Origin of the sequence: Pseudomonas sp. Root71, from assembly GCF_001429045.1 — a bacterium.
Taxonomy (GTDB): Bacteria; Pseudomonadota; Gammaproteobacteria; order Pseudomonadales; family Pseudomonadaceae; genus Aquipseudomonas; species Aquipseudomonas monachiensis.
In genome coordinates, this window is sequence record NZ_LMHY01000007.1 from 57,976 (window position 1) to 83,676 (window position 25,701).

29 protein-coding genes are annotated in these 25,701 nt (G+C 60.0%); 17 read left to right on the forward strand and 12 right to left on the reverse strand.

Annotation, left to right across the window (positions count from 1 at the left end; all coding sequences use genetic code 11):
- Positions 1-84 precede the first annotated feature (84 nt).
- Both ASD95_RS08140 and ASD95_RS08145 read right to left on the reverse strand, forming a co-directional pair.
- Positions 85-672, reverse strand: a complete 588-nt coding sequence (locus ASD95_RS08140; RefSeq protein ID WP_056723783.1) for an NUDIX domain-containing protein — start codon at positions 670-672, stop codon at positions 85-87.
- A 65-nt stretch (positions 673-737) separates the two neighbouring features.
- Positions 738-1,175 (reverse strand): hemerythrin domain-containing protein, encoded by a 438-nt coding sequence (locus ASD95_RS08145; protein ID WP_056723785.1) that lies wholly within the window; start codon positions 1,173-1,175, stop codon positions 738-740.
- Between the two features lie 146 nt (positions 1,176-1,321).
- Between ASD95_RS08145 and ASD95_RS08150 the strand changes: the two genes are divergently transcribed.
- Positions 1,322-1,747, forward strand: coding sequence for a GNAT family N-acetyltransferase (locus ASD95_RS08150; protein ID WP_056723787.1), 426 nt, complete (start codon positions 1,322-1,324; stop codon positions 1,745-1,747).
- Between the two features lie 144 nt (positions 1,748-1,891).
- Here the strand turns inward: ASD95_RS08150 and ASD95_RS08155 are convergent, their stop codons facing one another.
- Entirely contained in the window at positions 1,892-2,242 is a 351-nt protein-coding gene (locus ASD95_RS08155; protein ID WP_056723789.1) for a hypothetical protein, read from the reverse strand.
- A gap of 148 nt (positions 2,243-2,390) precedes the next feature.
- On the opposite strand from ASD95_RS08155, the gene ASD95_RS08160 reads away from it, so the two are divergent.
- From ASD95_RS08160 to ASD95_RS08200, 9 genes are all read left to right on the forward strand, one after another.
- Positions 2,391-2,639: a hypothetical protein gene (locus tag ASD95_RS08160; protein WP_008049352.1), complete on the forward strand. Its 249-nt coding sequence runs from the start codon at positions 2,391-2,393 to the stop codon at positions 2,637-2,639.
- Positions 2,640-2,659: 20 nt separating this feature from the next.
- A complete protein-coding gene (locus ASD95_RS08165) occupies positions 2,660-2,989 on the forward strand; it encodes a DUF6388 family protein (RefSeq protein ID WP_056723791.1) in 330 nt (109 codons plus the stop codon).
- Positions 2,990-3,014: 25 nt separating this feature from the next.
- The gene (locus ASD95_RS08170) at positions 3,015-3,719 is read left to right on the forward strand and encodes a YoaK family protein (RefSeq protein ID WP_056723793.1); all 705 of its coding nucleotides are present in this window, start codon (positions 3,015-3,017) and stop codon (positions 3,717-3,719) included.
- A 200-nt stretch (positions 3,720-3,919) separates the two neighbouring features.
- Positions 3,920-4,312 (forward strand): sulfurtransferase complex subunit TusD, encoded by a 393-nt coding sequence (gene tusD, locus ASD95_RS08175; RefSeq protein ID WP_056723864.1) that lies wholly within the window; start codon positions 3,920-3,922, stop codon positions 4,310-4,312.
- A 1-nt stretch (position 4,313) separates the two neighbouring features.
- Complete coding sequence (tusC, locus tag ASD95_RS08180; RefSeq protein ID WP_056723795.1) at positions 4,314-4,676, forward strand: sulfurtransferase complex subunit TusC; 363 nt, start codon at positions 4,314-4,316, stop codon at positions 4,674-4,676.
- Complete coding sequence (gene tusB, locus ASD95_RS08185) at positions 4,676-4,969, forward strand: sulfurtransferase complex subunit TusB (RefSeq protein ID WP_056723797.1); 294 nt, start codon at positions 4,676-4,678, stop codon at positions 4,967-4,969. Before tusC ends, tusB begins: the two co-directional genes overlap by 1 nt.
- Positions 4,966-5,301, forward strand: coding sequence for a TusE/DsrC/DsvC family sulfur relay protein (locus ASD95_RS08190; protein WP_046037873.1), 336 nt, complete (start codon positions 4,966-4,968; stop codon positions 5,299-5,301). Before tusB ends, ASD95_RS08190 begins: the two co-directional genes overlap by 4 nt.
- Positions 5,298-6,299, forward strand: coding sequence for a glycosyl transferase family protein (locus tag ASD95_RS08195; RefSeq protein ID WP_056723799.1), 1,002 nt, complete (start codon positions 5,298-5,300; stop codon positions 6,297-6,299). The genes ASD95_RS08190 and ASD95_RS08195 overlap by 4 nt, the downstream gene beginning before the upstream one ends.
- 91 nt (positions 6,300-6,390) lie before the next feature.
- The gene (locus ASD95_RS08200; protein WP_056723801.1) at positions 6,391-7,392 is read left to right on the forward strand and encodes a glutathione S-transferase family protein; all 1,002 of its coding nucleotides are present in this window, start codon (positions 6,391-6,393) and stop codon (positions 7,390-7,392) included.
- A gap of 117 nt (positions 7,393-7,509) precedes the next feature.
- Here the strand turns inward: ASD95_RS08200 and cysG are convergent, their stop codons facing one another.
- The 6 genes from cysG to ASD95_RS08230 form a co-directional block, all read right to left on the reverse strand.
- Positions 7,510-8,904 (reverse strand): siroheme synthase CysG, encoded by a 1,395-nt coding sequence (gene cysG, locus ASD95_RS08205; RefSeq protein WP_056723802.1) that lies wholly within the window; start codon positions 8,902-8,904, stop codon positions 7,510-7,512.
- Entirely contained in the window at positions 8,905-10,185 is a 1,281-nt protein-coding gene (gene serS / locus ASD95_RS08210) for a serine--tRNA ligase (protein WP_056723804.1), read from the reverse strand.
- 16 nt (positions 10,186-10,201) lie between these two features.
- The gene (crcB, locus tag ASD95_RS08215) at positions 10,202-10,576 is read right to left on the reverse strand and encodes a fluoride efflux transporter CrcB (RefSeq protein ID WP_056723806.1); all 375 of its coding nucleotides are present in this window, start codon (positions 10,574-10,576) and stop codon (positions 10,202-10,204) included.
- Positions 10,576-11,898 (reverse strand): replication-associated recombination protein A, encoded by a 1,323-nt coding sequence (locus tag ASD95_RS08220; RefSeq protein WP_056723808.1) that lies wholly within the window; start codon positions 11,896-11,898, stop codon positions 10,576-10,578. Before ASD95_RS08220 ends, crcB begins: the two co-directional genes overlap by 1 nt.
- Positions 11,899-12,069: 171 nt before the next feature.
- Entirely contained in the window at positions 12,070-12,693 is a 624-nt protein-coding gene (gene lolA / locus ASD95_RS08225; RefSeq protein ID WP_008049385.1) for an outer membrane lipoprotein chaperone LolA, read from the reverse strand.
- Positions 12,694-12,759: 66 nt separating this feature from the next.
- Entirely contained in the window at positions 12,760-15,171 is a 2,412-nt protein-coding gene (locus ASD95_RS08230) for a DNA translocase FtsK (protein WP_056723810.1), read from the reverse strand.
- Between the two features lie 306 nt (positions 15,172-15,477).
- Between ASD95_RS08230 and trxB the strand changes: the two genes are divergently transcribed.
- The 4 genes from trxB (at position 15,478) to infA (ending at position 18,275) form a co-directional block, all read left to right on the forward strand.
- Positions 15,478-16,437, forward strand: a complete 960-nt coding sequence (trxB, locus tag ASD95_RS08235) for a thioredoxin-disulfide reductase (protein WP_056723812.1) — start codon at positions 15,478-15,480, stop codon at positions 16,435-16,437.
- Between the two features lie 62 nt (positions 16,438-16,499).
- Positions 16,500-17,180 carry a leucyl/phenylalanyl-tRNA--protein transferase gene (gene aat / locus ASD95_RS08240; RefSeq protein WP_056723866.1) on the forward strand — a complete coding sequence of 227 codons (681 nt, stop codon included), beginning with the start codon at positions 16,500-16,502 and terminating at the stop codon, positions 17,178-17,180.
- Between the two features lie 57 nt (positions 17,181-17,237).
- Entirely contained in the window at positions 17,238-17,945 is a 708-nt protein-coding gene (locus tag ASD95_RS08245; protein ID WP_056723815.1) for an arginyltransferase, read from the forward strand.
- Positions 17,946-18,056: 111 nt separating this feature from the next.
- On the forward strand, positions 18,057-18,275 hold the full coding sequence (gene infA / locus ASD95_RS08250) for a translation initiation factor IF-1 (RefSeq protein WP_002553999.1): 219 nt from the start codon (positions 18,057-18,059) through the stop codon (positions 18,273-18,275).
- Positions 18,276-18,479: 204 nt separating this feature from the next.
- Here the strand turns inward: infA and clpA are convergent, their stop codons facing one another.
- Both clpA and clpS read right to left on the reverse strand, forming a co-directional pair.
- A complete protein-coding gene (clpA, locus tag ASD95_RS08255) occupies positions 18,480-20,750 on the reverse strand; it encodes an ATP-dependent Clp protease ATP-binding subunit ClpA (protein ID WP_056723817.1) in 2,271 nt (756 codons plus the stop codon).
- Positions 20,751-20,780: 30 nt separating this feature from the next.
- Positions 20,781-21,164 (reverse strand): ATP-dependent Clp protease adapter ClpS, encoded by a 384-nt coding sequence (clpS, locus tag ASD95_RS08260; protein WP_056723819.1) that lies wholly within the window; start codon positions 21,162-21,164, stop codon positions 20,781-20,783.
- A 224-nt stretch (positions 21,165-21,388) separates the two neighbouring features.
- Here clpS and cspD point away from each other — a divergent pair, with 224 nt between their 5' ends.
- Complete coding sequence (gene cspD / locus ASD95_RS08265; protein WP_056723821.1) at positions 21,389-21,643, forward strand: cold shock domain-containing protein CspD; 255 nt, start codon at positions 21,389-21,391, stop codon at positions 21,641-21,643.
- Positions 21,644-21,724: 81 nt separating this feature from the next.
- On the opposite strand, the gene icd is transcribed toward cspD, so the two are convergent.
- Entirely contained in the window at positions 21,725-22,981 is a 1,257-nt protein-coding gene (gene icd / locus ASD95_RS08270; protein ID WP_007972065.1) for an NADP-dependent isocitrate dehydrogenase, read from the reverse strand.
- On the opposite strand from icd, the gene ASD95_RS29420 reads away from it, so the two are divergent.
- Together ASD95_RS29420 and ASD95_RS08280 are read left to right on the forward strand one after the other, a co-directional pair.
- A complete protein-coding gene (locus ASD95_RS29420) occupies positions 22,980-23,147 on the forward strand; it encodes a hypothetical protein (protein ID WP_177336465.1) in 168 nt (55 codons plus the stop codon). The two genes, icd and ASD95_RS29420, sit on opposite strands and share 2 nt — an antisense overlap.
- Before the next feature lie 327 nt (positions 23,148-23,474).
- Entirely contained in the window at positions 23,475-25,700 is a 2,226-nt protein-coding gene (locus ASD95_RS08280; protein ID WP_056723825.1) for an NADP-dependent isocitrate dehydrogenase, read from the forward strand.
- The last annotated feature ends 1 nt before the right edge of the window (position 25,701 follow it).

Genomic DNA, 25,701 nt, shown 5'->3' on the forward strand with positions numbered 1-25,701 from the left:
CGCAGGCTGCGATCTTTTGACTGTGCTTTTCAAAAGCAAGATCAAAAGATCGCAGCCTGCGGCAGCTCCTACGGGAGATTGCGTTTAATTGAAGAGGTTTTTCATCGCCGCATACTGCAACAACATGATGGTCTTTGCATCGCAGATTTCGCCGCGGTAAAACGCTTCGAGCGCGTCGTCGAACGCCCACTCCAGCACTTCCAGTTCTTCGGTTTCCGACTCCAGGCCGCCACCGTCGCTGACTTTCGACTTCGCATCGTATTCGGCAATGAAGAAGTGCAGTTTTTCCGTCACCGACCCGGGGCTCATGTATGCCTCGAAGACCTTCTGCACATGGTGCACACGGTAACCCGTCTCTTCCTCGGCCTCATCGCGGATGCGGTCTTCAGGCGCCGCGCCTTCCAGCAGGCCCGCCGCGACTTCGATCAACAGCCCATCGTGACCGTTGACGAACACCGGCAAGCGAAATTGCCGGGTCAGTACCACGGTTTTATTTTCGCGGTTGTACAGGAGAATCGCCGCGCCATTGCCTCGGTCGTAGACCTCGCGGACCTGGCGTTGCCATTCGCCGTTGTTGCGTTGGTAATCGAAGGTGATTTTCTTGAGCAGGTACCAGTCGTGGGACAACACCTGAGACTCCAGGATATTGACCCGCTCGGCCGTGTTCGACATGACAACGCGTCCTGTTATTTGTCTGAGGGTCCACATGTTAAGTGAAAACGCACAGCCTTTCCCCCTCAGTCAAGTTGCGCCTTGTACTCCTTCTCGTATTGTCCGGCCAACGACTCTTTCTGTTTGTCGTCGAGCAGTTTGCCAGCCATCTGGAAGAACTTCTGCTCTTCTTCCTCAAGGTGGTGATGCACCTTCTCCGAGAGTTTCTTCGCGGTCACGAGCCAAGCCGGACTGGACATCTCGGTGTCATCCAGCGCCTCCATCATTTCGTCCATTTCGTGATGTTCGGCGATGCCATGACGACTGAGGTCGACACCGTTGTCGAACTCCATCAACGGGATGTAGAAATACCGCTCTTCGGCCGTGGCGTGAGCTTGCAATTCAGACTTGAGTTGCTTGTAGGCCTCGACGCGTTCGGGGCTGTCGCCGCTGGTGTGGATCAGGGCTTTGGCGTAAGTACGTTGACGTTCATGGCTTTCGCGCAGGGCTTCGAAGATATTCACGGCGTGTCCTCATCGGTCGCACTCTGGAATGACGCGTACTAATGAGTGACATCTGCGCGCAGGCGACGGTTCAACCTGCTTTGTGCTGATGGAACATTGGCGGCGACCACGCTAGGCTGCGGTTTCACTGCCATAAGGATATAGCCATGAACCTGCGTATCGAATTGTCGCAAAACCCCACGGATGAACAACGCCAGGCCATCCTCAAACCCTTGCGCGCCTACAATGGCTCGAGGGCCGAAGGTAACGTGCCCGAGCACATCGCCTTGCTGGTGCGCGACGACAACGACGAGATCCTCGGTGGCCTGCATGGCCGATTGTTTTACCAGTGGCTGTACATCGACTTGCTGGTGGTGCCGGAACAGGCGCGGGGACAGGGCCTGGGTTCGAAACTGATGCAGATGGCCGAAGACCTGGCGCGGGAACGGCGTTGCGTCGGGCTGTGGCTCGACACCTTTGAATTCCAGGCGCCTGGGTTCTACAAGAAATGCGGCTACAGCGAGATCGGGCACATTGCCGATTACCCGCCGGGCCACAAGCACTTCTTCTTCCAGAAGCGCCTGAGCTACTGATCAAAACAAAAACCAATGTGGGAGCGGCGGCGCGGCGATCCGGCTTGCTCACGAAAGCGGTGGGTCAGTCGACATCAATACTGACTGACCAGTCGCCTTCGCGAGCAAGCCCGCTCCCACAAGGGACTTGCGTTAGCCTTCAAATCACAGGCAAGTCGCCAACGCCGCCAACCGGCGCTTGGCCACGAAATCGTCTTTCTGTGCGTAGTAGCTCAACACCGTGCCCGAGGCATCGGTGGTCACATCGACGAAGGACTCCGCCGAACGGGTGTAAACGGTCGTGCCGCCCTTCTCCCCCGGTTGCAGATAGGCAGCGGCATCGACGCCGAACACGGCTTCGTCCTGCCAGGAAAACTGCACGCACTGGGCGACGTCTTTTCCCGGTTTTTCCGAGTTCAGGGTCTTGTACGGGGCCTTGGTGCGGGCCTCGTTCATTGCCGAGCCGGCGCATCCGGCCAGCAACGTCACGGCCAGCGCCACCATCAGAATTCGCATTGCATTCACTCATCGGGAAAAAGCGGACTTTATCACCCCGGCAGCCCGTATCGTTCTGCTTTACTGCATTTATACCGCGACAGCACGCAACGATTCGCGCACCCTGTCGCGCCAATAACGCTCCATCGCACCCCTGACTGGAAACCTGATGACACCTAATGCCGAGTTCTACAAACCGAGCACTGAATATGCTGACAAGCTGATCAGCCAGATCGGTCAAACGCCTTCCTGGATTGCCAAGCGAATCGGCGTCACCGACAAGCGGATTCGCTACATCCTCGATGGCGAAAGAACCGTCAAAGGCGAAACCACGCCGATCCAGATGACCTACACCGAACAGTTTGCCCTCGAATGCCTGGCGGCAGCGGCCAAGGCTGGCAAGAAGCAATCCTCGTAATCCGTTCTCAAGGAGCGACCATGGCGGCAACCGAACTGCAGCATGAGCAAGCACTCAAGAGGTTTCTCGATGAGCGCCCCGAGTTGCGCGAAGAACTCGACCACCTCAACCCGCTGTTGGCTCAGGCCAAGGGTGAATCGGCGGCTCAGTATCGCGAGGAACGGCTGCACGAAGCGTTTGAAGCCGAAGCAGAACGCCAGCAGTTGTTCGCCTGGGAATTGACGTTGCAGTTAACCACCACCACACCCCAGGAGTACGAAGCGCAGCGCCTGGAAGTGCACCGGGAAGTAGCGGAAATGGCCGGCATGGACTGGCTGGAATATTGCGAGTTGAATGGGATAAAACCCTAAGCACTGTTCAAGGATACCGTCGCCGATGCTACCCAACACCGCCAGGACCCACGCCAGCCCCGGTCACTTGCACACGCAGAAATGGCGCGGACGCATAGGCCTGAGCCTGGTGGCCATGCTCTCGGTGCTCGCCGGCATGACCGACGCCATCGGCTTCATGGCCAGCGGCGACTTCGTCTCGTTCATGAGTGGCAATACCACCCGGATGGCGGTCGCCATCAGTGCTGGCGACCTTGGGTTGACCCTGCGCCTGATGATCCTCGTCGCCACCTTCATCGTCGGTAACGCGCTGGGCATTATCGTCAGCCGCCTAGGCAGACGCCGGGCCCTGCCCTTGTTGCTGTGCATTACCGCCCTGCTGTGCGCCGCCGCAGCCTGGCCTTATGACGAGCAACTGCCGGCCCTGCTGGCCGCGATCATCGCAATGGGCATGCTCAACGCCGCGGTGGAAGAAGTGAACGGCCTGCCGGTTGGCCTGACTTACGTCACCGGCGCCCTGTCGCGTTTCGGCCGCGGGCTGGGCCGCTGGATGCTCGGCGAGCGCCGTAACGGCTGGCGCGTGCAACTGATCCCCTGGACCGGCATGTTCGCCGGCGCGGTACTCGGTGCCGTGCTGGAACATCACCTGGGGCTCAAGGCGTTGTATGCCAGCGGCCTGCTGGCTGCCGGGCTCGCGGTGTTGTCGTTGAAGATCCCGCGGCGCTGGCAGTTGGGGTATATGCCGCGCTGAGCTTGGCGGTGCCTATGCGGCCCTCATCGCGAGCAAGCTCGCTCCCACAGGGGATCGGTGTCGAATACAAAATTGAAATCCACCACGAAACAATTGTGGGAGCGAGCTTGCTCGCGATGGGGCCAGAATAGACAACATCGATTTAGCTGCCCCGCCGATAAAGCTTTATCATGGCCGCAGTTTCGCTGATCGAGTGCACCATGAAGTTCGCCATCGCCGTATTTTCCGCCGCCCATGCGCCCTCCTCGCGCCGCGCCCTGTTGTTCGCCCAAGCCGCGCTGGCCGGCAGGCACGAGATTGTCCGGCTGTTTTTCTATCAGGACGGCGTCTACAACGCGTCCGCCAGCGTGGTCACGCCCCAGGATGAATTGGACTTGCCCAGGCAATGGCACGCCTTTGTCAGCGACCATCAACTCGATGGCGTGGTATGCATCGCCGCTGCCCTGCGTCGTGGCGTGTTGAACGAGGAAGAAGCCCGGCGCTATCAGCGCGAGGCGGTTGCCGTCGGCGCGCCGTGGGAATTGTCCGGCCTCGGCCAGTTGCATGACGCCGCGCAGGATGCCGACCGTCTGATCTGTTTCGGAGGCGCATGACATGGCCAAATCCATATTGATCATCAGCCGCCAGTCGCCCTGGTCCGGCCCGGGCGCGCGGGAAGCGCTGGATATCGTGCTGGCCGGGGGCGCCTTCGACCTGCCGATCGGCCTGCTGTTTCTCGATGACGGCGTGTTCCAGCTGGCCGTCAGCCAGGACGCCAAGGCCCTGCAACAGAAAGACCTGAGCGCCAACCTGCAAGCCCTGCCGATGTTCGGTGTCGAGGAATTGTTTGCCTGCGGCGACAGCATTACCCAGCGCGGCCTGGACCCGAGCGGCCTGTCACTGCAAGAAGCCCAGGTGTTGGCCGCCCACGAAATCACCGCCCTCATTGACCGTTACGACCAGGTGATCACCCTCTGATGTCGACTTTGCATGTGTTGTCTCATTCCCCGTTCGGCGACGAACGCCTGACCAGTTGCCTGCGCGTGATCGGCGCCAACGACGGGTTGCTGTTGTCCGGTGATGCCGCCTACGCGTTGCAGCCAGGCACCGCGCCGTTCACGGCGCTCAGCGCACGCGGCCTGAAGCTGTTCGTGCTGGCTGAAGATGCCCAGGCCCGTGCGCTTGCGGTTCCAGACTGGGCCAAAGCTATCGATTACCCGGCCTTCGTCGAACTGTCGATCCACTACGACAAGGTCAACAGTTGGCTATGAATGCATTGACGGTCGGCGCCCGCGCCATCGAACTGGACAAGGACGGTTTCCTGGTCGAACTGAGTGACTGGTCCGCCGACGTGGCCAGTGCCCTGGCGGCGGCCGAAGACATCGAGTTGACGCCCGAACACTGGGAAGTCCTCGAACTGCTGCGCAGTTTCTACGCCGAATTCCAGCTGTCACCGGCCACCCGCCCGTTGATCAAGTACACCGCCCTGAAACTCGGCCCGGAAAAAGGCAACAGCCTGCACCTGAACCGACTGTTCAAAGGCACTCCCGCCAAACTCGCCGCGAAACTGGCGGGCCTGCCCAAACCGACGAATTGCTTATGACCGACTACCCAGCACTGACACTCGAAACGCCCGCCGAGCACCCGTTCGCCCAGTTCGTGCGGATCCTTGGCAAAGGCAAGCGCGGCGCCCGTGACCTGACCCGGGTCGAGGCCCGCGAGGCCATGGGCCTGGTGCTCGATGAAAAAGTCGAGGAAACCCAGCTCGGCGCATTCCTGATGCTGTTGCGGCACAAGGAAGAAAGCGCGCAAGAGATGGCGGGCTTCACCGAAGCCTTGCGCGAACGCCTGAATCCTCCGGCGCTGGCGGTGGATCTGGACTGGCCGACCTATGCCGGCAAGAAACGCCATCTGCCGTGGTATCTGCTGGCAGCCAAGTGCCTGGCGCAAAACGGCGTGCGGATTTTCATGCACGGCGGCGGCGCCCACACGGCCGGTCGCTTGTACAGCGAGCAACTGCTGGGCGAATTGAACATCCCGCTGTGCCGCAACTGGCAACAGGTGGGTTCGGCACTGGATAACGGCGGCCTGGCCTTCATGCCTTTGATGGACTGGGCGCCACAGCTGCAACGGATGATCGACCTGCGCAACACCCTGGGCCTGCGCTCGCCGATCCACTCCCTGGCGCGGATTCTCAATCCGCTGGGCGCCCGCTGCGGCCTGCAGAGCATTTTCCACCCGGGTTACCAGGCCGTGCATCGCGATGCCAGTGGCCTGCTGGGTGACACTGCCATCGTCGTCAAAGGCGATGGCGGCGAGATCGAGATCAACCCGGACGCCGACAGTCACCTGTATGGCACCACCGGGGGCGAGAGCTGGGACGAGGAATGGCCGCAGTTGTCGGCGCAGCGTCACGTCAAGCCTGCCTCGCTTGATCCTGAACATTTGAAAGCGGTCTGGCGTGGCGATGTGGTCGACAGCTACCCGCAAATGGCCCTGATCTCGACCATGGCACTGGCCCTGCGCGGCCTGGGACAGAGCCGCGAACAGGCCTTCGAAACCGCTGAAAAATACTGGGCGGCGCGGGACAAATCGATTTAATCGATCATTCGCGCCCGATCTTTGCGCTTTTTGTTCGAACTCATCGGAATAGACTCGACTCCATCGATTATGGGTTTCAGGAGTCTTGAACATGGGTTTATTAGTGGATGGCCGCTGGCAGGACAAGTGGTACGAAAGCAGCAAGGACGGTGCGTTCCAGCGTGAACAGGCGCAGCGTCGCAACTGGTTGACCGCAGACGGCAAGCCGGGACCGACCGGCGTCGGCGGTTTTGCGGCCGAGCCCGGGCGCTATCACCTGTACGTGTCCCTGGCCTGCCCGTGGGCTCATCGCACTTTAATCCTGCGCAAACTCAAAGGCCTGGAAAACCTGATCGACGTTTCGGTGGTCAGTTGGTTGATGCTGGAAAACGGCTGGACTTTCGACCAGACCCTCGGTTCGACCGGCGACAGGCTCGATCACTTCGACTTCATGCACCAGCGCTATACCGCCGACACCGCCGACTACACCGGCCGCGTCACCGTACCGGTACTGTGGGACAAACAGCACAAGCGCATCGTCAACAATGAATCATCGGAAATCATCCGCATGTTCAATGGCGCCTTCGACGATCTGACCGGTAACGACCTGGACTTCTACCCGGCGCCGCTGCGCGGCGAGATCGATGCGTTGAACGAGCGGATCTACCCGGCCGTCAATAATGGCGTGTACCGCGCCGGGTTTGCCACCTCGCAGCAGGCTTATGAACAAGCCTTCGATGAAGTGTTTGCCGAGCTCAATCATCTGGAACAGTTACTGAGTGCCAACCGCTACCTGGCTGGCGAGTACCTGACCGAAGCGGACATCCGCCTGTTCACCACGCTGATTCGCTTCGATGCGGTGTACTACGGGCACTTCAAGTGCAACCTGCGGCGGATCGCGGATTATCCGAACCTGTCGAACTGGCTGCGGGAGATTTATCAGTGGCCGGGAATCGCCGAGACGGTGGACTTCACCCACATCAAGAACCACTACTACGCCAGCCACCGCACCATCAACCCGACGGGTGTGGTGCCCAAAGGTCCGGCGCAGGACTTCACCGCGCCCCATGATCGGGAGCGGTTGAGCGGGAAATGGGTTTGGAAAAAGCGTTAAAAAGCAAAAGATCGTCCGAACGCGGCCCGAACCTTCGGCAGCTCCTACAGGGTGTACACCTTACCTCTGTAGGAGCTGCCGAAGGCTGCGATCTTTTTGCAACAGCCAACGCAGTAATCAGACCTGCCCCTGAGCCCCTTCAAACCACGCCAGTTTCTCGCGCAGTTGCACCACTTCACCGACGATCACCAAGGTCGGCGCATGCACTTCATGCTCCGCCACCAGTCGTGGCAGGTCCGCCAGGGTGCCGGTAAACACTCGCTGGTTGACTGTGGTGCCCTGCTGGATCAGTGCCGCCGGGGTATCGGCGGCGCGACCATGCTTGATCAACTGCTCGCAGATGATCGGCAAGCCCACCAGGCCCATGTAGAACACCAGGGTCTGTGCCGGGGCCACCAGATCGGCCCATGGCAAATCGCTGGAGCCGTCCTTGAGGTGGCCGGTGATGAAGCGCACCGACTGCGCATAATCGCGGTGGGTCAGCGGAATCCCGGCATAGGCCGCGCAACCACTGGCCGCCGTGATACCCGGCACGACCTGGAACGGGATGCCATGGGCCGCCAGTTCTTCGATCTCCTCACCACCACGACCGAAGATGAACGGATCGCCGCCCTTCAACCGCACCACGCGCTTGCCTTGCTTGGCCAGGTCCACCAATTGCTGGTTGATCTGGTCCTGCGGCACCGCGTGATCGGCTCGGCGCTTGCCGACGTAGACCCGCTCGGCGTCGCGACGGCACAGTTCGAGAATCGCCGGTGCGACCAAACGGTCGTACAGCACTACGTCGGCTTGCTGCATCAGACGCAATGCCTTGAACGTCAGCAGATCGGGATCACCCGGACCGGCGCCCACCAGATAGACCTCACCGGTCGCCACTGGCGCTTCGCCATCGATTTTCGCCTGGAGCAAGCGCTCGGCTTCACCGCCCTGCCCGGCCAATTGCCGGTCGGCAATAGGTCCCTGGAAAACATCTTCCCAGAACGCCCGACGCTGCTGCACATCCGGAAACAGGCCTTTGACCTGATGGCGGAATCGCGCCGCAAGCCCGGCCAGGTGACCGTAGGTGGAAGGAATCCAGGTTTCGATCTTGGCGCGGATCAAACGCGCCAGCACCGGTGCATCGCCGCCGCTGGACACGGCAATGATCAACGGAGAACGGTCGACAATGGCCGGGAAGATCACGCTGCACAGGGCTGGCGCGTCTACCACGTTGACCGGCACGCAACGCCGATGGGCGTCGGCGGAGACTTGTGCGTTCAGCGTTTCGTCATCGGTGGCGGCAATGATCAGCCCGCAACCGTCCAGATCCGCCTCGGCGTAGCCACGTAGCAGGCACTCGCCACCGCTGCCGGTAACCAGCTCGCGCAATTGCGCTTCGATTTCAGGTGCAACCACCCGCAGCAGCGCACCGGCATCGGCCAGCAGGCGGGACTTGCGCAAGGCAATCTCCCCCCCGCCGACGACCAACACACGACTGCCGCGCAGGTTATGGAACAGCGGCAGATAGTTCATTTAGCCGATGACCTCGAGGCCACCCATGTACGGCTTGAGGACTTCAGGCACGCGGATCGAACCGTCGGCCTGCTGATAGTTCTCGAGCACGGCCACCAGGGTGCGGCCGACTGCCAGGCCGGAACCGTTCAGGGTGTGTACCAGTTCCGGCTTGCCGGTTTCCGGATTGCGGAAACGCGCCTGCATGCGCCGGGCCTGGAAGTCGCCACAGTTGGAGCACGACGAAATTTCGCGGTATTTGTCCTGGCTCGGGATCCACACTTCCAGGTCGTAAGTCTTGACCGCGCTGAAGCCCATGTCGCCGGTGCACAAGGCCAGGGTGCGGTAAGGCAGTTCCAGCAGTTGCAGGACCTTCTCGGCGTTGGCAGTCAGGCCTTCCAGCGCTGCCATCGACTGCGACGGCTCGACGATCTGCACCATCTCGACTTTATCGAACTGGTGCTGGCGGATCATGCCGCGGGTGTCGCGACCCGACGCGCCAGCTTCGCTACGGAAGCACGGGGTGTGGGCGACAAACTTGATCGGCAGCAGTTTCGAGTCGACGATTTCGCCGGCGACGATGTTGGTCAGCGACACTTCGGCGGTCGGGATCAGGTACAGGTCGGCTTCGCCTTCGCGCGCGATCTTGAACAGGTCTTCTTCGAACTTCGGCAACTGACCGGTGCCTTGCAACGCCGGGGCCTGGACCAGATAAGGCGTGTAGGCCTCTTCGTAGCCGTGCTCGGTGACGTGCAGGTTGATCATGAATTGCGCCAGGGCGCGATGCAGACGGGCGATCGGGCCGCGCAGCAGGGCGAAACGGGCGCCGGACAGCTTGGCGGCGGTTTCGAAGTCCAGCCAGCCGAACTTCTCGCCCAGGGCGACGTGGTCCTGAACCGGGAAATCGAAGGCCGTCGGGGTACCCCAGCGACGCACTTCGACGTTGCCGTCTTCGTCTTCGCCGACCGGTACCGATTCGTGCGGCAGGTTGGGGATACCCAGCAGGATCGAGTCCAGATCGGTCTGGATCGCGTCCAGTTCGACTTTACCGGCGCTCAATTCGCCCGCCATGCGCTCGACGTCCGCCATCAGCGGCGCGATGTCTTCACCGCGCTGCTTGGCCTGACCGATGGATTTGGAGCGCGCATTACGTTCAGCCTGCAGTGCTTCGGTGCGGGTCTGGACGGTCTTGCGCTGTTCTTCCAGCGCTTCGATGCGCGCAACATCCAGGGTATAGCCACGGGATGCCAGGCGGTCCGCTACGTCCTGAAGGTTGCTACGTAACAGTTTGGAATCGAGCATGTCGGTTTCTCGTTTATCAAAGTTTGGTCAAGGACAGGCCGGCCCAGGTGGCAAGCAGCCCGCCGAATACGCTGAGCGCCGCATAGCCCAGGGCCAGCGGCACTTGCCCGCTTTCCAGCAGGCGCACCGTATCCAGTGAAAAGGATGAAAAAGTTGTCAGGCCCCCGAGGAAGCCAACGATCAACCCGGCACGCACCTCGATGGGCACCTCCGGGCGTATCAAAAACAGACCGTATAGAACGCCGATCAGCAAACAGCCCACGATATTAACGGCCAGCGTCGCTGTATAGAAGTGCCGCGGCCAATTCGCGTTGATCCAGTTGCCGGTGGCGAAGCGCAACAACGTGCCGGCCATCCCGCCGACGGAAACCGCAACGATCAAGGGAAGCACTATTTTCTCCGCTGCCTTGGGCTTAAACGGTCGAGTTTCGCCAGGTGATTGAGTTTTTCGCCGATCTTCAACTCCAGGCCACGGGGCACGGGCTGATAGAACGGGATTGGGTCGAGTTCTTCCGGGAAATAGTCTTCGCCAGCGGCATAGGCGTCCGGCTCATCATGGGCATAACGGTATTCATCGCCGTAGCCCAGTTGTTTCATAAGTTTGGTCGGCGCGTTACGCAGGTGCAGCGGCACTTCCAGAGAACCGTGCTCGGCGGCGGCGCGCAATGCGGTCTTGAAGCCCATGTAGACCGCATTGCTCTTTGGCGCACAAGCCAGGTAGGTGATGGCCTGGGCCACCGCCAGTTCGCCTTCGGGGCTGCCGAGGCGCTCCTGCACCTCCCAGGCCGCCAGGCACAGGCTCAGGGCGCGGGGGTCGGCATTGCCGATGTCTTCGCTGGCCATGCGCACCACGCGCCGGGCGAGGTAGAGGGGGTCGCAACCGCCGTCGATCATCCGTGCAAACCAATACAAGGCGCCGTCAGGGTTGGAGCCGCGCACCGATTTATGCAGCGCGGATATCTGGTCGTAGAACGCTTCGCCGCCCTTGTCGAACCGCCGGCGGGTATCGCCGAGCAGGCTTTGCAGGAGATCGGTGCCGATCTCGCTGTTGTCTTCCGCCAGGTCCGAGGCGTTTTCCAGCAGGTTGAGCAGGCGCCGGCCATCACCATCGGCGGCCGACAGCAGCATCTGGAAGCCTTCGTCGCTGAGGGTCAGGTTGCGCTTGCCCAGGCCACGCTCTTCGGTCAGCGCGCGCTGCACCAGTTTGCGCAGGGCCGCTTCGTCGAGGCTTTTGAGCACGTAGACCCGCGCCCGTGACAGCAAGGCGTTGTTGAGTTCGAAGGAGGGGTTTTCCGTGGTCGCGCCGATGAAAATCAGCGTGCCGTCCTCGACATAGGGCAGGAACGCATCCTGCTGGGATTTGTTGAAGCGATGCACCTCGTCGACGAACAGGATGGTGCGGCGCCCGTACTGCGCGGCCTGCTGCTTGGCGATTTCCACCGACTGGCGGATCTCCTTGACCCCGGCCAGCACCGCCGAGACCGTTTCGAAGTGCGCATCCGAGACTTCCGCGAGCAATCGCGCCAGGGTGGTTTTGCCCACGCCCGGCGGTCCCCAGAAAATCATCGAATGCAGGGCACCCTGCTCCAGCGCTTCGCGCAGGGGTTTGCCGCGAGCGAGCACGTGTTCCTGACCGACGTACTCGTCCAGATTGGCCGCACGCAGGCGGGCGGCCAAGGGCTGGGCGATGGGGGCGCTGCGAAACAGATCCATGGTTACCTAAAAAACCTCACTGCCTATCAGCCAAATCATTAAACACCGCAAGCCCCTGTGGGAGCGAGCTTGCTCCGGGCGGCGTTCCGACGATAGCGTCAGGTCAGTCGACATTGCTGTTGAATGTTATGCCGCCATCGCGAGCAAGCTCGCTCCCACAGGTTATCTGTCTTATTCCTGAATTACGTCAGCCCCTTTCGGGATATCGAACTTGAACTTGGACGCCGGGATCGGTTCGTTGGCCTTCACCCCGGTGAACAGGATATTGGTGCGCTGACCAACGCTGTCGATCAGTTGCATATCATTGACCAGGCCATTGCGGAACGACAGGCGCAGGCTGTCGAACAGGGTGTCCTTGGTTTTCGGCTTGAGAGTGAAGTCGATCACCCCACCGGCTTCCTTGGCGCTGATGTCGAAGCTCTGGCTGATCTTGGACACGTCACCGGACAACAGCAAGGCCGGGGTCTGGGTCAGGCGCTGGTCGAGGTTCTTGATGGTGGCCTGTTCCAGGTCCGGGTCCCACAGGGTGACTTTCTTGCCATCGGAGATCATGGTCTGTTCGGCTGGCGCATCGGTGTGCCAGTAGAACAGGCCAGGACGCTGCAGCGACATCTCACCAGCAGTTTCCTGCAACTGGGTGCCGGTGCCATCGAGGGTCAGTTGCGAGAAACGTGCGGTCAGGGTCTGGGATTTTTCCAGCAGTTGGGTCAGGCGCGCCACGTCCTTGTCATCGGCGTTAGCCTGGAGCGTGGTCAAGGCCAGTACCGGCAGCAACAGCATGCGGATCAGACGCATGGGAGTCCTCATAACATTCGTGGGAGTGCGGGCGGCGCCAAAGGCACCACCCTTTTCATACTCGGGTCAGTCGCGCACCGGGCCCGGGGCCAGGACTTCACGCGAACCGTTGGTGTTCATGGACGTCACGACCCCGGCCATTTCCATGGCTTCGATCATGCGCGCGGCGCGGTTGTAGCCGATCTTCAGTTTGCGCTGAACCGCGGAAATGGAGGCGCGACGGCTTTCCAGCACGAACTGCACGGCTTCGTCGTACAGCGCGTCGGCCTCGGGATCGTCACCGTCGCCGCCACCACTGCTGCCTTCAAAGCCGCTGCCCGCCTCTTCGACGCCATTGAGGATGTCGTCGTTGTATTCCGGCGCGCCCCGCAGCTTCCAGGCTTCCACCACGCGGTGAACCTCATCGTCGGACACGAAAGCACCGTGAACACGAATCGGCAGGCTGGTGCCCGGTGGCATGTAGAGCATGTCACCGTGGCCGAGCAGTTGTTCGGCGCCGCCCTGGTCGATGATGGTCCGCGAGTCGATCTTGCTCGATACCTGGAACGCCATGCGGGTCGGGATGTTGGCCTTGATCAGACCGGTGATCACATCCACCGACGGACGCTGGGTCGCCAGGATCAAGTGAATACCGGCCGCACGCGCCTTTTGCGCGATACGGGCAATCAGTTCTTCAACCTTCTTGCCGACGATCATCATCATGTCGGCAAATTCGTCGACCACCACCACGATGGTCGGCAGCTTGCTCAGCAGCGGCGCTTCGTCGTGGATGCTTTCGCGCTTGTACAGCGGATCGCTCAACGGCTCGCCGGCGTCCTGGGCTTCCTTGACCTTGGCGTTGAAGCCCGACAGGTTTCGCACACCCATCTTGGCCATCAGCTTGTAGCGTCGCTCCATCTCGGCAACGCTCCAGCGCAGGGCGTTGGCGGCGTCCTTCATGTCGGTGACCACCGGGCACAGCAGGTGCGGAATGCCTTCGTAGATCGACAGCTCAAGCATTTTCGGGTCGATCATGATCAGCTTGGCGTCTTCCGGGCCGGACTTGAACAGGATCGACAGGATCATCGCGTTCACACCCACCGACTTACCGGAACCGGTGGTACCGGCCACCAGCAGGTGCGGCATCTTCGCCAGGTCAGTGATCACCGGCTTGCCGCCGATGTCGTGGCCCAGGGCCAGGGTGACCGGGGATTTGAAGTTGTCGTACTCGGGGGTCGACAACACCTCGGAGAAACGCACGATCTGCCGGTCTTCGTTGGGAATCTCGATACCGACCGTGGTCTTGCCCGGAATCACTTCCACCACGCGCACGCTGGTCACGGCCAGGGAGCGGGCAAGGTCTTTGGCCAGGTTTGAAATACGGCTGACCTTGACCCCGGCCGCCGGCTGGATCTCGTAACGGGTGATCACCGGGCCCGGGTGAATCGAATCCACCGTGACTTCGACGCCGAATTCCTTGAGCTTGATTTCCAGCAGGTGGCCAACCGCAGCCAGGGATTCAGGCGAGTAATTGAGCTGTTTCTTTTCCGCCGGGTCGAGAATCGAGATCGGCGGCAAGGTGCCTTCCACGGCGCTGTCGACGAACAGCGGCGCCTGCTTCTCTTTCTCGACGCGCTTGCTCGGCGCGGCGGGCTTTGGCGGCGCGGGCGCAATCACCGGCGGCACCTGCTTCTCACGCTCGGACATGTGCTTGCTCAGGGCTTGCTCACGTTCGATCAGGCGTTCCTTGACCTTGGCCTGCTCGCGCTTGTCGGTGACGGTCGGCGCGACCACTTCATCCATACGATCATCGACTTCACGCAACCGGGCAACCAGTTGTTTGCGCTCGGTACGGGCAGCCCACCAGCGATTGGCGGCGCCCTGGAACAGCTCGAACAGGTCGAGGGTGATTTTGCCGGTGATGTCCATCACCTTGAACCACGACAGATCGGTAAACACAGTCAGGCCGAACAGGAACAAGGCAATGAACAACAGCGTGCTGCCCTGGATATTCAGGGCGTTCCTGGCCAGTTCGCCGAGGCTTTCCCCCAGCGCGCCACCCGCACCGGCCGGCAGACCGGTCGCGGCATGAAAATGGATATGGGCCAGCGCGGCCCCCGACAGCACCAGGAACACCAGGCCGATCAGGCGCCAGGAGAACAGCCAACCGCTCCACTGCCACGGTTCGTGACGCTGGCGGAAGATCTGGTACGCCTTGACGGCCAGCAGCAACGGGAAGATGTAGGCGAAGTAACCCAGCACCATGAACAGGATATCGGCGCTGTAGGAGCCCGCTGGCCCGCCGAAGTTCTGCACATCGTCGATCTTGCTGTTATGACTCCAGCCCGGATCGTCCTTGCCGTAGGTCAACAAGGCCATCATCAAGAACAGGCACAAGGCACCGATGGCGATCAGCGCACCTTCCTTGAGTCGGTAGTGCAAGTGCTGGCGCCAGAGCGGTACGACGGCTGGTTTAGGTGCTGCGGTGGATTTCTTCAAAACGCTTCTTTTCCTGCGCCATGGGCGCGTCCATCTGGTGAATGTCTATAAAAACCGCGAAAAAACTGCCCAATCCAGGCAGGTAAAAAAGTTAACACGCGTTACCGGGACTACTTTTAACACTGCGCCCCGGTTTTTATAAACATGGCGCGCACTGAATATATGTAACACGCAGGGCATTGTACGGGTTTGTACGCACGACGCCATGCTTGAGACCCTTGGGTGTAGCATAGTCAAAAGCATATGACATGCTGTTCAATTTGAGCATGCATTCTCTTTTGTGACAAAGGCTTATGAGGTGTTTTTATGAGCGAAGCGAAGCATTCACGCCTGATCATCCTGGGCTCCGGCCCCGCCGGTTACAGCGCGGCCGTGTATGCCGCCCGCGCCAACCTCAAGCCCGTTGTCATTACCGGCATCCAGGCGGGTGGCCAGCTCACCACCACCGTCGAAGTGGATAACTGGCCAGGGGACGTTGAAGGCCTGACCGGGCCGGTGCTGATGGATCGCATGCAAAAACACGCCGAACGCTTTGCCACCGAGATCGTTTACGACCACATCCATACCGCCAAGTTGCAACAACGGCCGTTCGAGCTGATTGGCGATGGCGGAACCTACACCTGCGACGCACTGATCATTGCCACCGGCGCCAGCGCGCAATACCTGGGTCTGCCGTCGGAGGAAGCGTTTGCCGGCAAAGGAGTGTCGGCGTGCGCGACCTGTGATGGATTTTTCTATCGCAATCAGGTGGTTGCGGTGGTCGGCGGCGGCAATACGGCGGTCGAGGAAGCCTTGTACCTGTCGAACATCGCCAAGGAAGTGCACCTGATCCATCGGCGCGACAAGCTGCGCTCGGAGAAGATCCTCCAGGACAAACTCTTCGAAAAAGCCGCCAATGGCAATGTCCGCCTGCACTGGAACCAGAACCTGGACGAAGTGCTCGGCAATGCCAGCGGCGTGACCGGCGCCCGCCTGCGGGACAGCCACACCGGTGAAACCAAGGAGCTGACATTGGCCGGGGTGTTTATCGCCATCGGCCACAAACCCAACACCGACCTGTTCGCGGGCCAGCTGGAAATGCGCGACGGATATCTGCAGGTCAAGGGTGGCAGCGAAGGCGATGCCACCGCTACGGCGATTGCAGGGGTGTTTGCCGCCGGCGACGTGGCCGACCACGTTTATCGCCAGGCCGTTACATCTGCCGGGGCCGGTTGCATGGCGGCGCTGGACGCTGAAAAATACCTCGACGACATTCCAACCGTTTAAAGGCAAACTTTATGGCGGGCCAACACCCGCCACTGCCCTCCCCTTCTGCAAGCCTGGATGCCATGCTGACTTGGTTACAACGCAACACCTTGCATTTCCCACCGCTGGAAAAGGCCATGCGCGACCCCAACGGGCTTCTGGCTGCCGGTGGTGATCTGTCTGCCGATCGGCTGATCTCGGCTTATCGCCACGGCTGCTTCCCATGGTTTTCCGAAGGCCAGCCGATCCTCTGGTGGTCGCCGGACCCGCGTACCGTGCTGTTTCCCGACGAATTGCACATCTCGCGCAGTCTGAACAAACTGCTGCGCCAGCAACGCTATCAAGTGACCTTTGACCAGGACTTCGCTGCCGTCATCCGCGCCTGTGCAGCCCCCCGGGAGTACGCTGACGGCACGTGGATTACCGAGGCCATGCAGGACGCCTACATCGAGCTGCACAGGCGTGGACACGCGCACTCGGTGGAAGTGTGGGACGGGGACGAACTCGTGGGCGGGCTCTACGGCCTGGCAATGGGCCAGCTGTTTTTCGGCGAATCCATGTTCAGCCTCGCCGACAACGCCTCGAAATTCGGCTTTGCCACACTGGTGCGGCATCTGAAAGACTCGGGTTTTGTACTGATCGATTGCCAGATGCCCACCGACCACCTGCACAGCCTGGGCGCACGCGCCATTCCTCGCCGTGAATTTGCCAGCTATCTGGCCAGGCACCTGGACCAAGCCAACACCGCCACCTGGGTTTGCTGAGCGACTTTCTCCCGTGTGGCTTACACTTATTCAAAAGCATTATCCCGAGGGTTGATCATGACCGAGTTGGCGCGTTTGAAGTTCTATGCCACTCAGCCGCACTCTTGCAGTTATCTGCCCGAGGAGCAGGCCACAACCCTGTTTCTCGACCCTAGTCAGCCCATGGATGTGCATGTCTATGCAGACCTGTCGGAAATGGGGTTTCGTCGCAGTGGCGATCATCTCTATCGGCCGCATTGCCAGAATTGCAATGCCTGCGTTCCGGCGCGCATTCCCGTGGGGCAGTTCACGCCCAACCGGCAACAGAAACGCATCTTCAAGCGCAACGTGGATTTGCAGGTGCGCCCGGCCAGGCCCGGCTTCAATGAAGAGTACTTCGACCTTTACCAGCGCTATATCGAACAGCGTCACGCCGATGGCGACATGTATCCGCCGAGTCGCGACCAGTTCTCGACATTCCTGGTGCGGGACCTGCCGTTTTCCCGATTTTACGAGTTCCGCCTGAACGGCCAGCTTCTGGCCGTCGCCGTCACCGATTTACTGCCGAACGGTCTTTCGGCGGTCTACACCTTCTACGAACCGGCCGAAGAGCGCCGCAGCCTTGGGCGCTATGCAATCCTCTGGCAAATCGCCGAGGCCAGGCGGCTGGGGCTGGATGCGGTCTACCTCGGCTACTGGATCAAAAACTGCAAAAAAATGAACTACAAGACTCAATATCGCCCTATTGAGTTGCTGATTAATCAGCGCTGGGTGGTTCTAAACTAGAGCCGGCCCTAAACCCCTTGGCTTAAACCCCACTTTTCGGGCACAATGCACGCCGCTTTTGCCTGGCGCAGTTGCACCGGGCCATTCATTGGACACCGAGGGCTTTACTGCATGTCGAAAGAAGACAGCTTCGAAATGGAAGGCACTGTCGTCGACACCCTGCCCAACACCATGTTTCGTGTGGAGTTGGAAAATGGGCACGTCGTAACCGCGCACATCTCCGGCAAGATGCGCAAGAACTACATCCGTATTCTTACCGGCGACAAAGTGCGCGTAGAGCTGACTCCCTATGACTTGAGCAAAGGGCGCATCACTTACCGCGCCCGTTAATCAAGTCAATACAAGACGCCCGGCTCATGCCGGGCGTTTTTGTTTGCCTGCGATTTAGCTGCCGCACGCTGCCCTTGTAGGAGCTGCCGAAGGCTGCGATCTTTTGATCTTAAAAACAAAATCAAAAGATCGCAGCCTTCGGCAGCTCCTACAGACAGCAAAAAGGCGCCAATTGGCGCCTTTTTGCTTTATTGCGGTTTAACGTCAGGCCATCTCGGCCGTGGTCTCGAACTCGAAGGTCAGCTCACCATCCTTGATGTCGATGTGTACCACACCGCCATGCTCGGCCAGTTCGCCAAAGAGAATCTCCTCCGCCAGCGGACGCTTGATCTTGTCCTGGATCAGGCGAGCCATTGGGCGAGCCCCCATCGCCGCGTCATAGCCACCTTCGGCCAGCCAGTTGCGGGCTGCATCGGTGACCTCCAGCAACACACGCTTGTCTTCCAGTTGCGCCTGAAGCTCGGTAAGGAACTTGTCCACCACGCTCTTGATGACCTCATGACTGAGGCGACCAAACTGGATGATGGTGTCCAGACGATTGCGGAATTCCGGCGTGAAGCTCTTCTTGATCACTTCCATCGCATCGGACGAGTGATCCTGATAGGTGAAACCGATCGAAGCGCGGGCTGCGGTCTCGGCACCGGCGTTGGTCGTCATGATGACGATCACGTTGCGGAAATCCGCCTTGCGCCCGTTGTTATCGGTCAGCGTACCGTGGTCCATGACCTGCAGCAGCAGGTTGAAGACTTCCGGATGCGCCTTCTCGATCTCATCGAGCAACAGCACGCAGTGTGGCTGCTTGGTGATGGCTTCGGTCAGCAGACCGCCCTGATCGAACCCGACATAGCCTGGAGGCGCACCGATCAGACGCGATACGGTGTGGCGCTCCATGTACTCGGACATGTCGAAACGAATCAGCTCGACACCCAGGGCCTTGGCCAACTGACGCGCCGCTTCGGTTTTACCGACACCGGTAGGCCCTGCGAACAGGAACGAACCGACAGGCTTGTCAGGGGACTTGAGGCCGGCACGGGACAGCTTGATCGCGGTAGCCAGCGAGTCGATCGCGGCGTCCTGACCGAACACGGTCAACTTCAGGTCACGCTCGAGGTTACGCAGCAGTTCCTTGTCGGAGCTGGTGACGTGTTTTGGCGGAATCCGCGCGATTTTCGCGACGATATCCTCGACTTGCGGCACTTCGATGCGCTTCACACGCTTCTCGACCGGTTGCAGGCGCTGGTAGGCACCCGCCTCGTCGATGACGTCGATGGCCTTGTCCGGCATGTGACGGTCATTGATGTAGCGCGAAGCCAGTTCGGCAGCCGCGCGCAGGGCTTCATCACTGTATTCGATATTGTGATGGCTTTCGAAACGCCCTTTCAGGCCACGCAGAATGCCAATGGTGTCTTCCACCGAAGGCTCCGACACATCGACCTTCTGGAAGCGCCGGGCCAAGGCACGGTCCTTCTCGAAGATGCCGCGGAATTCCTGGAAGGTGGTCGAACCGATGCAACGGATATCACCGGACGACAGCAGCGGCTTGAGCAGGTTCGAGGCATCCATGACGCCACCGGACGCGGCACCCGCACCAATGATGGTGTGGATCTCGTCGATGAACAGGATCGCCTGCGGACGTTTTTTCAGTTCATTGAGCAACGCCTTGAAGCGCTTCTCGAAATCGCCACGGTACTTGGTACCGGCCAGCAAGGCACCCAGGTCGAGGGAGTAAACCACACTGTTGGCCAGCAGGTCCGGCACCTGGTTGTCGACAATGCGCTTGGCCAGGCCTTCGGCAATCGCGGTTTTACCCACGCCCGCCTCGCCCACCAGCAGCGGATTGTTCTTGCGGCGACGCGCCAGGATCTGCGCGACACGCTCGACTTCCAGCTCACGACCTACCAACGGATCGATGCGACCCTGGCGCGCGAGTTCGTTGAGGTTGCTGGCATAAGCATCCAGGGGATTGCCCGAGGAAGAAGACTCACCGCCCTCGTCGTCCTGCATATCTTGCTCACCTTCAGAGTGATCGCCATGCCCCGGCACCTTGGAAATGCCATGGGCGATGTAGTTGACGACATCTATACGGGCAACGCTCTGCTGTTTCAGCAGGAACACCGCCTGACTCTCTTGCTCACTGAAGATCGCGACCAGCACATTGGCACCAGTCACTTCGCGTTTGCCCGAGCTCTGTACGTGAAACACAGCACGTTGCAGTACACGCTGGAAGCCCAGGGTTGGCTGGGTTTCGCGATCCTCGTCATGCACGGGAATCAATGGCGTGGTGGAGTCGATGAACTCCTGCAGGTCATGCTTGAGTTTGTCGAGGTTTGCGCCGCACGCACGCAGAACGGTGGCGGCAGCCTCATTGTCCAATAGGGCCAGCAAGAGGTGTTCGACAGTCATGAACTCATGACGCTTCGAACGAGCTTCCTTGAAGGCAAGATTGAGGGTGACTTCGAGCTCGCGGTTTAACATAGCTTCACCTCATACCCAAGTGGTCGGCGATTAACCGTCCTTCTCGATTTCACAGAGTAGCGGATGCTGGCTTTCCCTGGCGTACTGGTTGACCTGCATGGCCTTGGTCTCGGCGATGTCGCGGGTAAACACTCCACATACTGCCCGTCCTTCTGTATGGACGGCCAGCATGACCTTGGTCGCCAGCTCGCGATTCAGGTTAAAAAACACCTCGAGCACTTCGACGACGAAATCCATCGGTGTGTAGTCATCATTGAACAAAACCACCTTGTACATCGGCGGCGCCTGTAGTGCAGGCTTTGCCTCCTGAACAGCAATGCCTGCGGAATCGTCGTCGTGTGCCCCCGGCTGATCTTTTTGAAGAACCGGGCGATCCTGATTGAATGTTAGTCGAATCTGGCTGATTGCATGCATGGAAAGAAAGGTTCGTCAGTTGTTCAAATACAGTGGTGGGGGCGGCTATCAGCGATTTCAACTCCGACTGCCGGGTCAGCTTGACTATCGGCAAAAGGGTGTTACAACCAATAGAGCCCACAGTGGGTAAAAAAGGTCCGCGGAGTCAATCTTATTTACAGATTCGACTGCGGATGTACTGGATGATACTCCAGTGATGGAGTCTGTTGCAGAGGGAGTTGGGTATGGCTGTCGGCAAGGTGAAGTGGTTCAACAATGCCAAGGGTTACGGATTCATCAACGAGGAAGGCAAGACAGAAGATCTGTTTGCCCACTACTCAGCCATTAAAATGGATGGTTATAAAACCCTGAAAGCCGGGCAAGCTGTCGTATTCGATATCATCCAGGGCCCCAAGGGCCTGCACGCGGTCAACATCGGGAACCCGGTGGACGCTTCAAAAGCGACGGAATCCACCCCGCAACAGACCGTTACAGTGTAAGCCCACACCGTCATTGCGACATAAAAAAACCGCCTGGTTCAATCTCTCGAATCAGGCGGTTTTTTGTGTGCCAGCGTTTTCTTACATGTGCGAGATCAGCGCATCGCCGAAGCCGGAAGACGACACCAACTTGGCACCTTCCATCAGGCGCTCGAAGTCATAGGTCACGGTCTTGGCGGAAATCGCGCCGTTGGTGCCCTTGATGATCAGGTCGGCCGCTTCGGTCCAGCCCATGTGGCGCAGCATCATTTCAGCGGACAGGATCAGCGAACCCGGGTTGACCTGGTCCTTGCCTGCGTACTTCGGCGCAGTACCGTGGGTGGCTTCGAACATGGCCACGGTGTCGGACAGGTTGGCACCCGGCGCGATACCGATACCGCCCACTTCCGCCGCCAGGGCGTCGGAGAGGTAGTCGCCGTTCAGGTTCAGGGTCGCGATCACATCGTACTCGGCCGGGCGCAACAGGATCTGCTGGAGCATGGCGTCGGCGATGGCATCCTTGACGATGACGTTCTTGCCGGTTTTCGGGTTCTTGAACTGCATCCACGGACCGCCGTCGAGCAGGGTCGCGCCGAACTCTTCAGCCGCCACTTCGTAGGCCCATTCCTTGAAGGCACCTTCGGTGAACTTCATGATGTTGCCTTTGTGCACGATGGTCAGCGAATCGCGATCATTATCGACCACATATTGCAGGGCCTTGCGTGCCAGACGCTTGGTGCCTTGCAGGGACACCGGCTTGACGCCGATACCGCAGTTCTCGTCGAAACGGATCTTGGTAACGCCCATTTCTTCTTTCAGGAACTTGATGACCTTGGTGGCTTCCGGCGTACCGGCCTTCCACTCGATGCCCGCGTAGATGTCTTCGGAGTTCTCGCGGAAAATGGTCATGTCGACATCGCCAGGCTTTTTCACCGGGCTAGGCACGCCTTCGAACCAGCGCACCGGGCGCAGGCAGACGTACAGGTCGAGTTGCTGGCGCAGGGCCACGTTCAGGGAACGGATGCCGCCACCGACCGGAGTGGTCAGCGGGCCCTTGATGGAAACCACGTAATCCTTGACCGCGTCCAGGGTTTCCTGAGGCAGCCAGGTGTCCTGATCGTAAACCTGAGTCGCTTTCTCCCCGGCGTACACCTCCATCCAGGAAATCTTGCGCTCGCCGCCGTAAGCCTTCTTAACGGCAGCATCGACAACCTTGATCATGACCGGGCTGATGTCGACGCCAATGCCGTCGCCTTCGATGAAGGGGATGATCGGGTTATTAGGAACATTGAGAGAATGGTCTGCATTGACGGTGATTTTGTCGCCGACGGCTGGAACCTGAATCTTCTTGTAACCCATGCTGAACTCCATTGATTGGATTGAACATCTGGCTTGGTTCGAGCGTAACCCAGTTGAATCGGCGCGCAAACCCTATGTTCCATCGATCTGGCGCAAAGCCTTGCAACTCGTGCGCTACAAGCCTGAAAGCAAAGGGAAAAGCGCCAAAACCAAGCACGACGTGTGACCTTACGCCCTGCTCGCCCCTGCGACCTTTAGACCAATGGACGACATTCGTTGCATATGAACCATCGGCAGATTGCCAGCTACCTATGTATAATGCCGCCCGCTGACCACAGGGTCACGACGGCTGAAGTGCTCTACGACGAGACTTTCCGCCCGGCAAGCCGGCCTGTTATCGCAGTCCGGCTACTTGACGCCCTACTGATGCACCCAACATCACAGCAACGAAACCTCGATATTCGGCTCATGGATGACTTTGAACGAACGCGCTTACCCGGCGCCCTCGAGTTTCTGCGCACGCTTTAGCAAAGAAGAGAGAGTTAATCCGAATATGCCCACCCGCTCGAAGATCATCTATACCTTCACCGACGAAGCTCCTGCCCTCGCCACCTATTCACTGTTGCCTATCGTAGAGGCGTTCACCGCCTCGGCTGATATCGCCGTTGAAACCCGCGATATCTCTCTTGCAGGGCGCATCCTGGCCAGCTTCCCCGAGCAACTGGGTGACAAAGCCGTAGCCGACCACCTCGCCGAACTGGGCGCCCTGGCCGTTACGCCTGAAGCCAACATCATCAAGCTACCGAACATCAGCGCTTCGGTTCCACAACTGCAAGCCGCGATCAAAGAGCTGCAAGCCCAGGGCTATGCACTTCCGGACTACCCCGAGACCGTCACCAGCGACGCCGACAAAGTAGCCAAGGCGCGTTACGACAAGATCAAGGGCAGCGCCGTGAACCCGGTCCTGCGTGAAGGCAACTCCGACCGCCGCGCTCCGTTGTCGGTCAAGAACTACGCACGCAAGCACCCGCACAAAATGGGCGCGTGGGCCAAGGACTCCAAGTCCCACATCGCGCACATGGGCACCGGCGATTTCTACGGCAGCGAAAAAGCCGCCCTGATCGACGCCGCTGACGCCGTGAAAATCGAACTGATCGCTCAAGACGGCACTGCTACCGTCCTGAAAGAAAAGACCAGCGTACAAGCCGGTGAGATCCTCGATTGCGCGGTACTGAGCAAAAACGCCCTGCGCAGCTTCATCGCGGCCGAAATCGAAGACGCCAAGGCACAAGGCGTGCTGCTGTCGGTTCACCTGAAAGCCACCATGATGAAGGTCTCCGACCCGATCATGTTCGGCCAGATCGTTGCCGAGTTCTATAAAGACGCACTGGCCAAGCACGCTGACGTGTTGGCACAGATCGGCTTCAACCTGAACAACGGCATCGGCGACCTGTACGCTCGCATCAAGGCCCTGCCTGCTGAACAGCAAGCGGCCATCGAAGCTGACATCCAGGCGGTCTACGCCGTTCGCCCTTCCCTGGCGATGGTCAACTCCGACAAAGGCATCACCAACCTGCACGTGCCGAGCGACGTGATCGTCGACGCCTCGATGCCTGCGATGATCCGTGACTCCGGCAAGATGTGGGGCACCGACGGCCAGTTGCACGACACCAAGGCCGTGATCCCGGATCGCTGCTACGCCACCATCTACCAGGCCGTGATCGAAGATTGCAAAGCCAACGGTGCGTTCGATCCGACCACCATGGGCAGTGTGCCGAACGTTGGCCTGATGGCGAAGAAAGCCGAAGAGTACGGCTCCCACGACAAGACTTTCCAGATCAAGGCTGACGGCGTTGTTCGCGTCACCGACGGCAAGGGCAACCTACTGATGGAACAGGCTGTTGAAGCCAGCGACATCTTCCGCATGTGCCAGACCAAAGACGCGCCGATCCAGGACTGGGTCAAGCTGGCCGTCAACCGTGCTCGCGCAAGCGCGACCCCGGCGATCTTCTGGCTGGACCCGATGCGCGCCCACGACGGCGTAGTGATCGAGAAGGTTCAGGCTTACCTGAAGGATCACGACACTGCCGGCCTGGACATCCAGATCATGGCGCCGGTCGACGCAATGAAGTACACCCTGCAGCGCACCCGCGCCGGCAAGGACACCATCTCGGTGACCGGCAACGTACTGCGCGACTACCTGACCGACCTGTTCCCGATCATGGAACTGGGCACCAGCGCCAAGATGCTGTCGATCGTGCCGCTGATGAACGGCGGTGGCCTGTTCGAAACCGGCGCTGGCGGTTCGGCTCCGAAGCACGTTCAGCAGCTGCTGGAAGAGAACTTCCTGCGCTGGGATTCGCTGGGTGAATTCCTGGCCCTGGCCGCGTCCCTGGAACACCTGGGCGTGACCTACAACAATCCAAAGGCGCTGGTCCTGGCCAAGACCCTGGACCAGGCCACCGGCCAGTTCCTGGACAACAACAAGTCGCCATCGCGCAAAGTCGGCAACATCGACAACCGCGGCAGCCACTTCTACCTGGCGCTGTACTGGGCCCAGGCCCTGGCTGCCCAGACCGAAGACGCTGCACTGCAAGCGCAGTTCGCGACCCTGGCCAAGACCCTGACCGAGAACGAGGCGACCATCGTTGCCGAACTCAACGCCGTCCAGGGCAAGCCAGTGGACATCGGCGGCTACTACCACGCCGACGCCGAGCTGATCAGCAAGGCCATGCGCCCAAGCGCTACCTTCAACGCGGCAGTTGCTGCGCTGGTTTAAG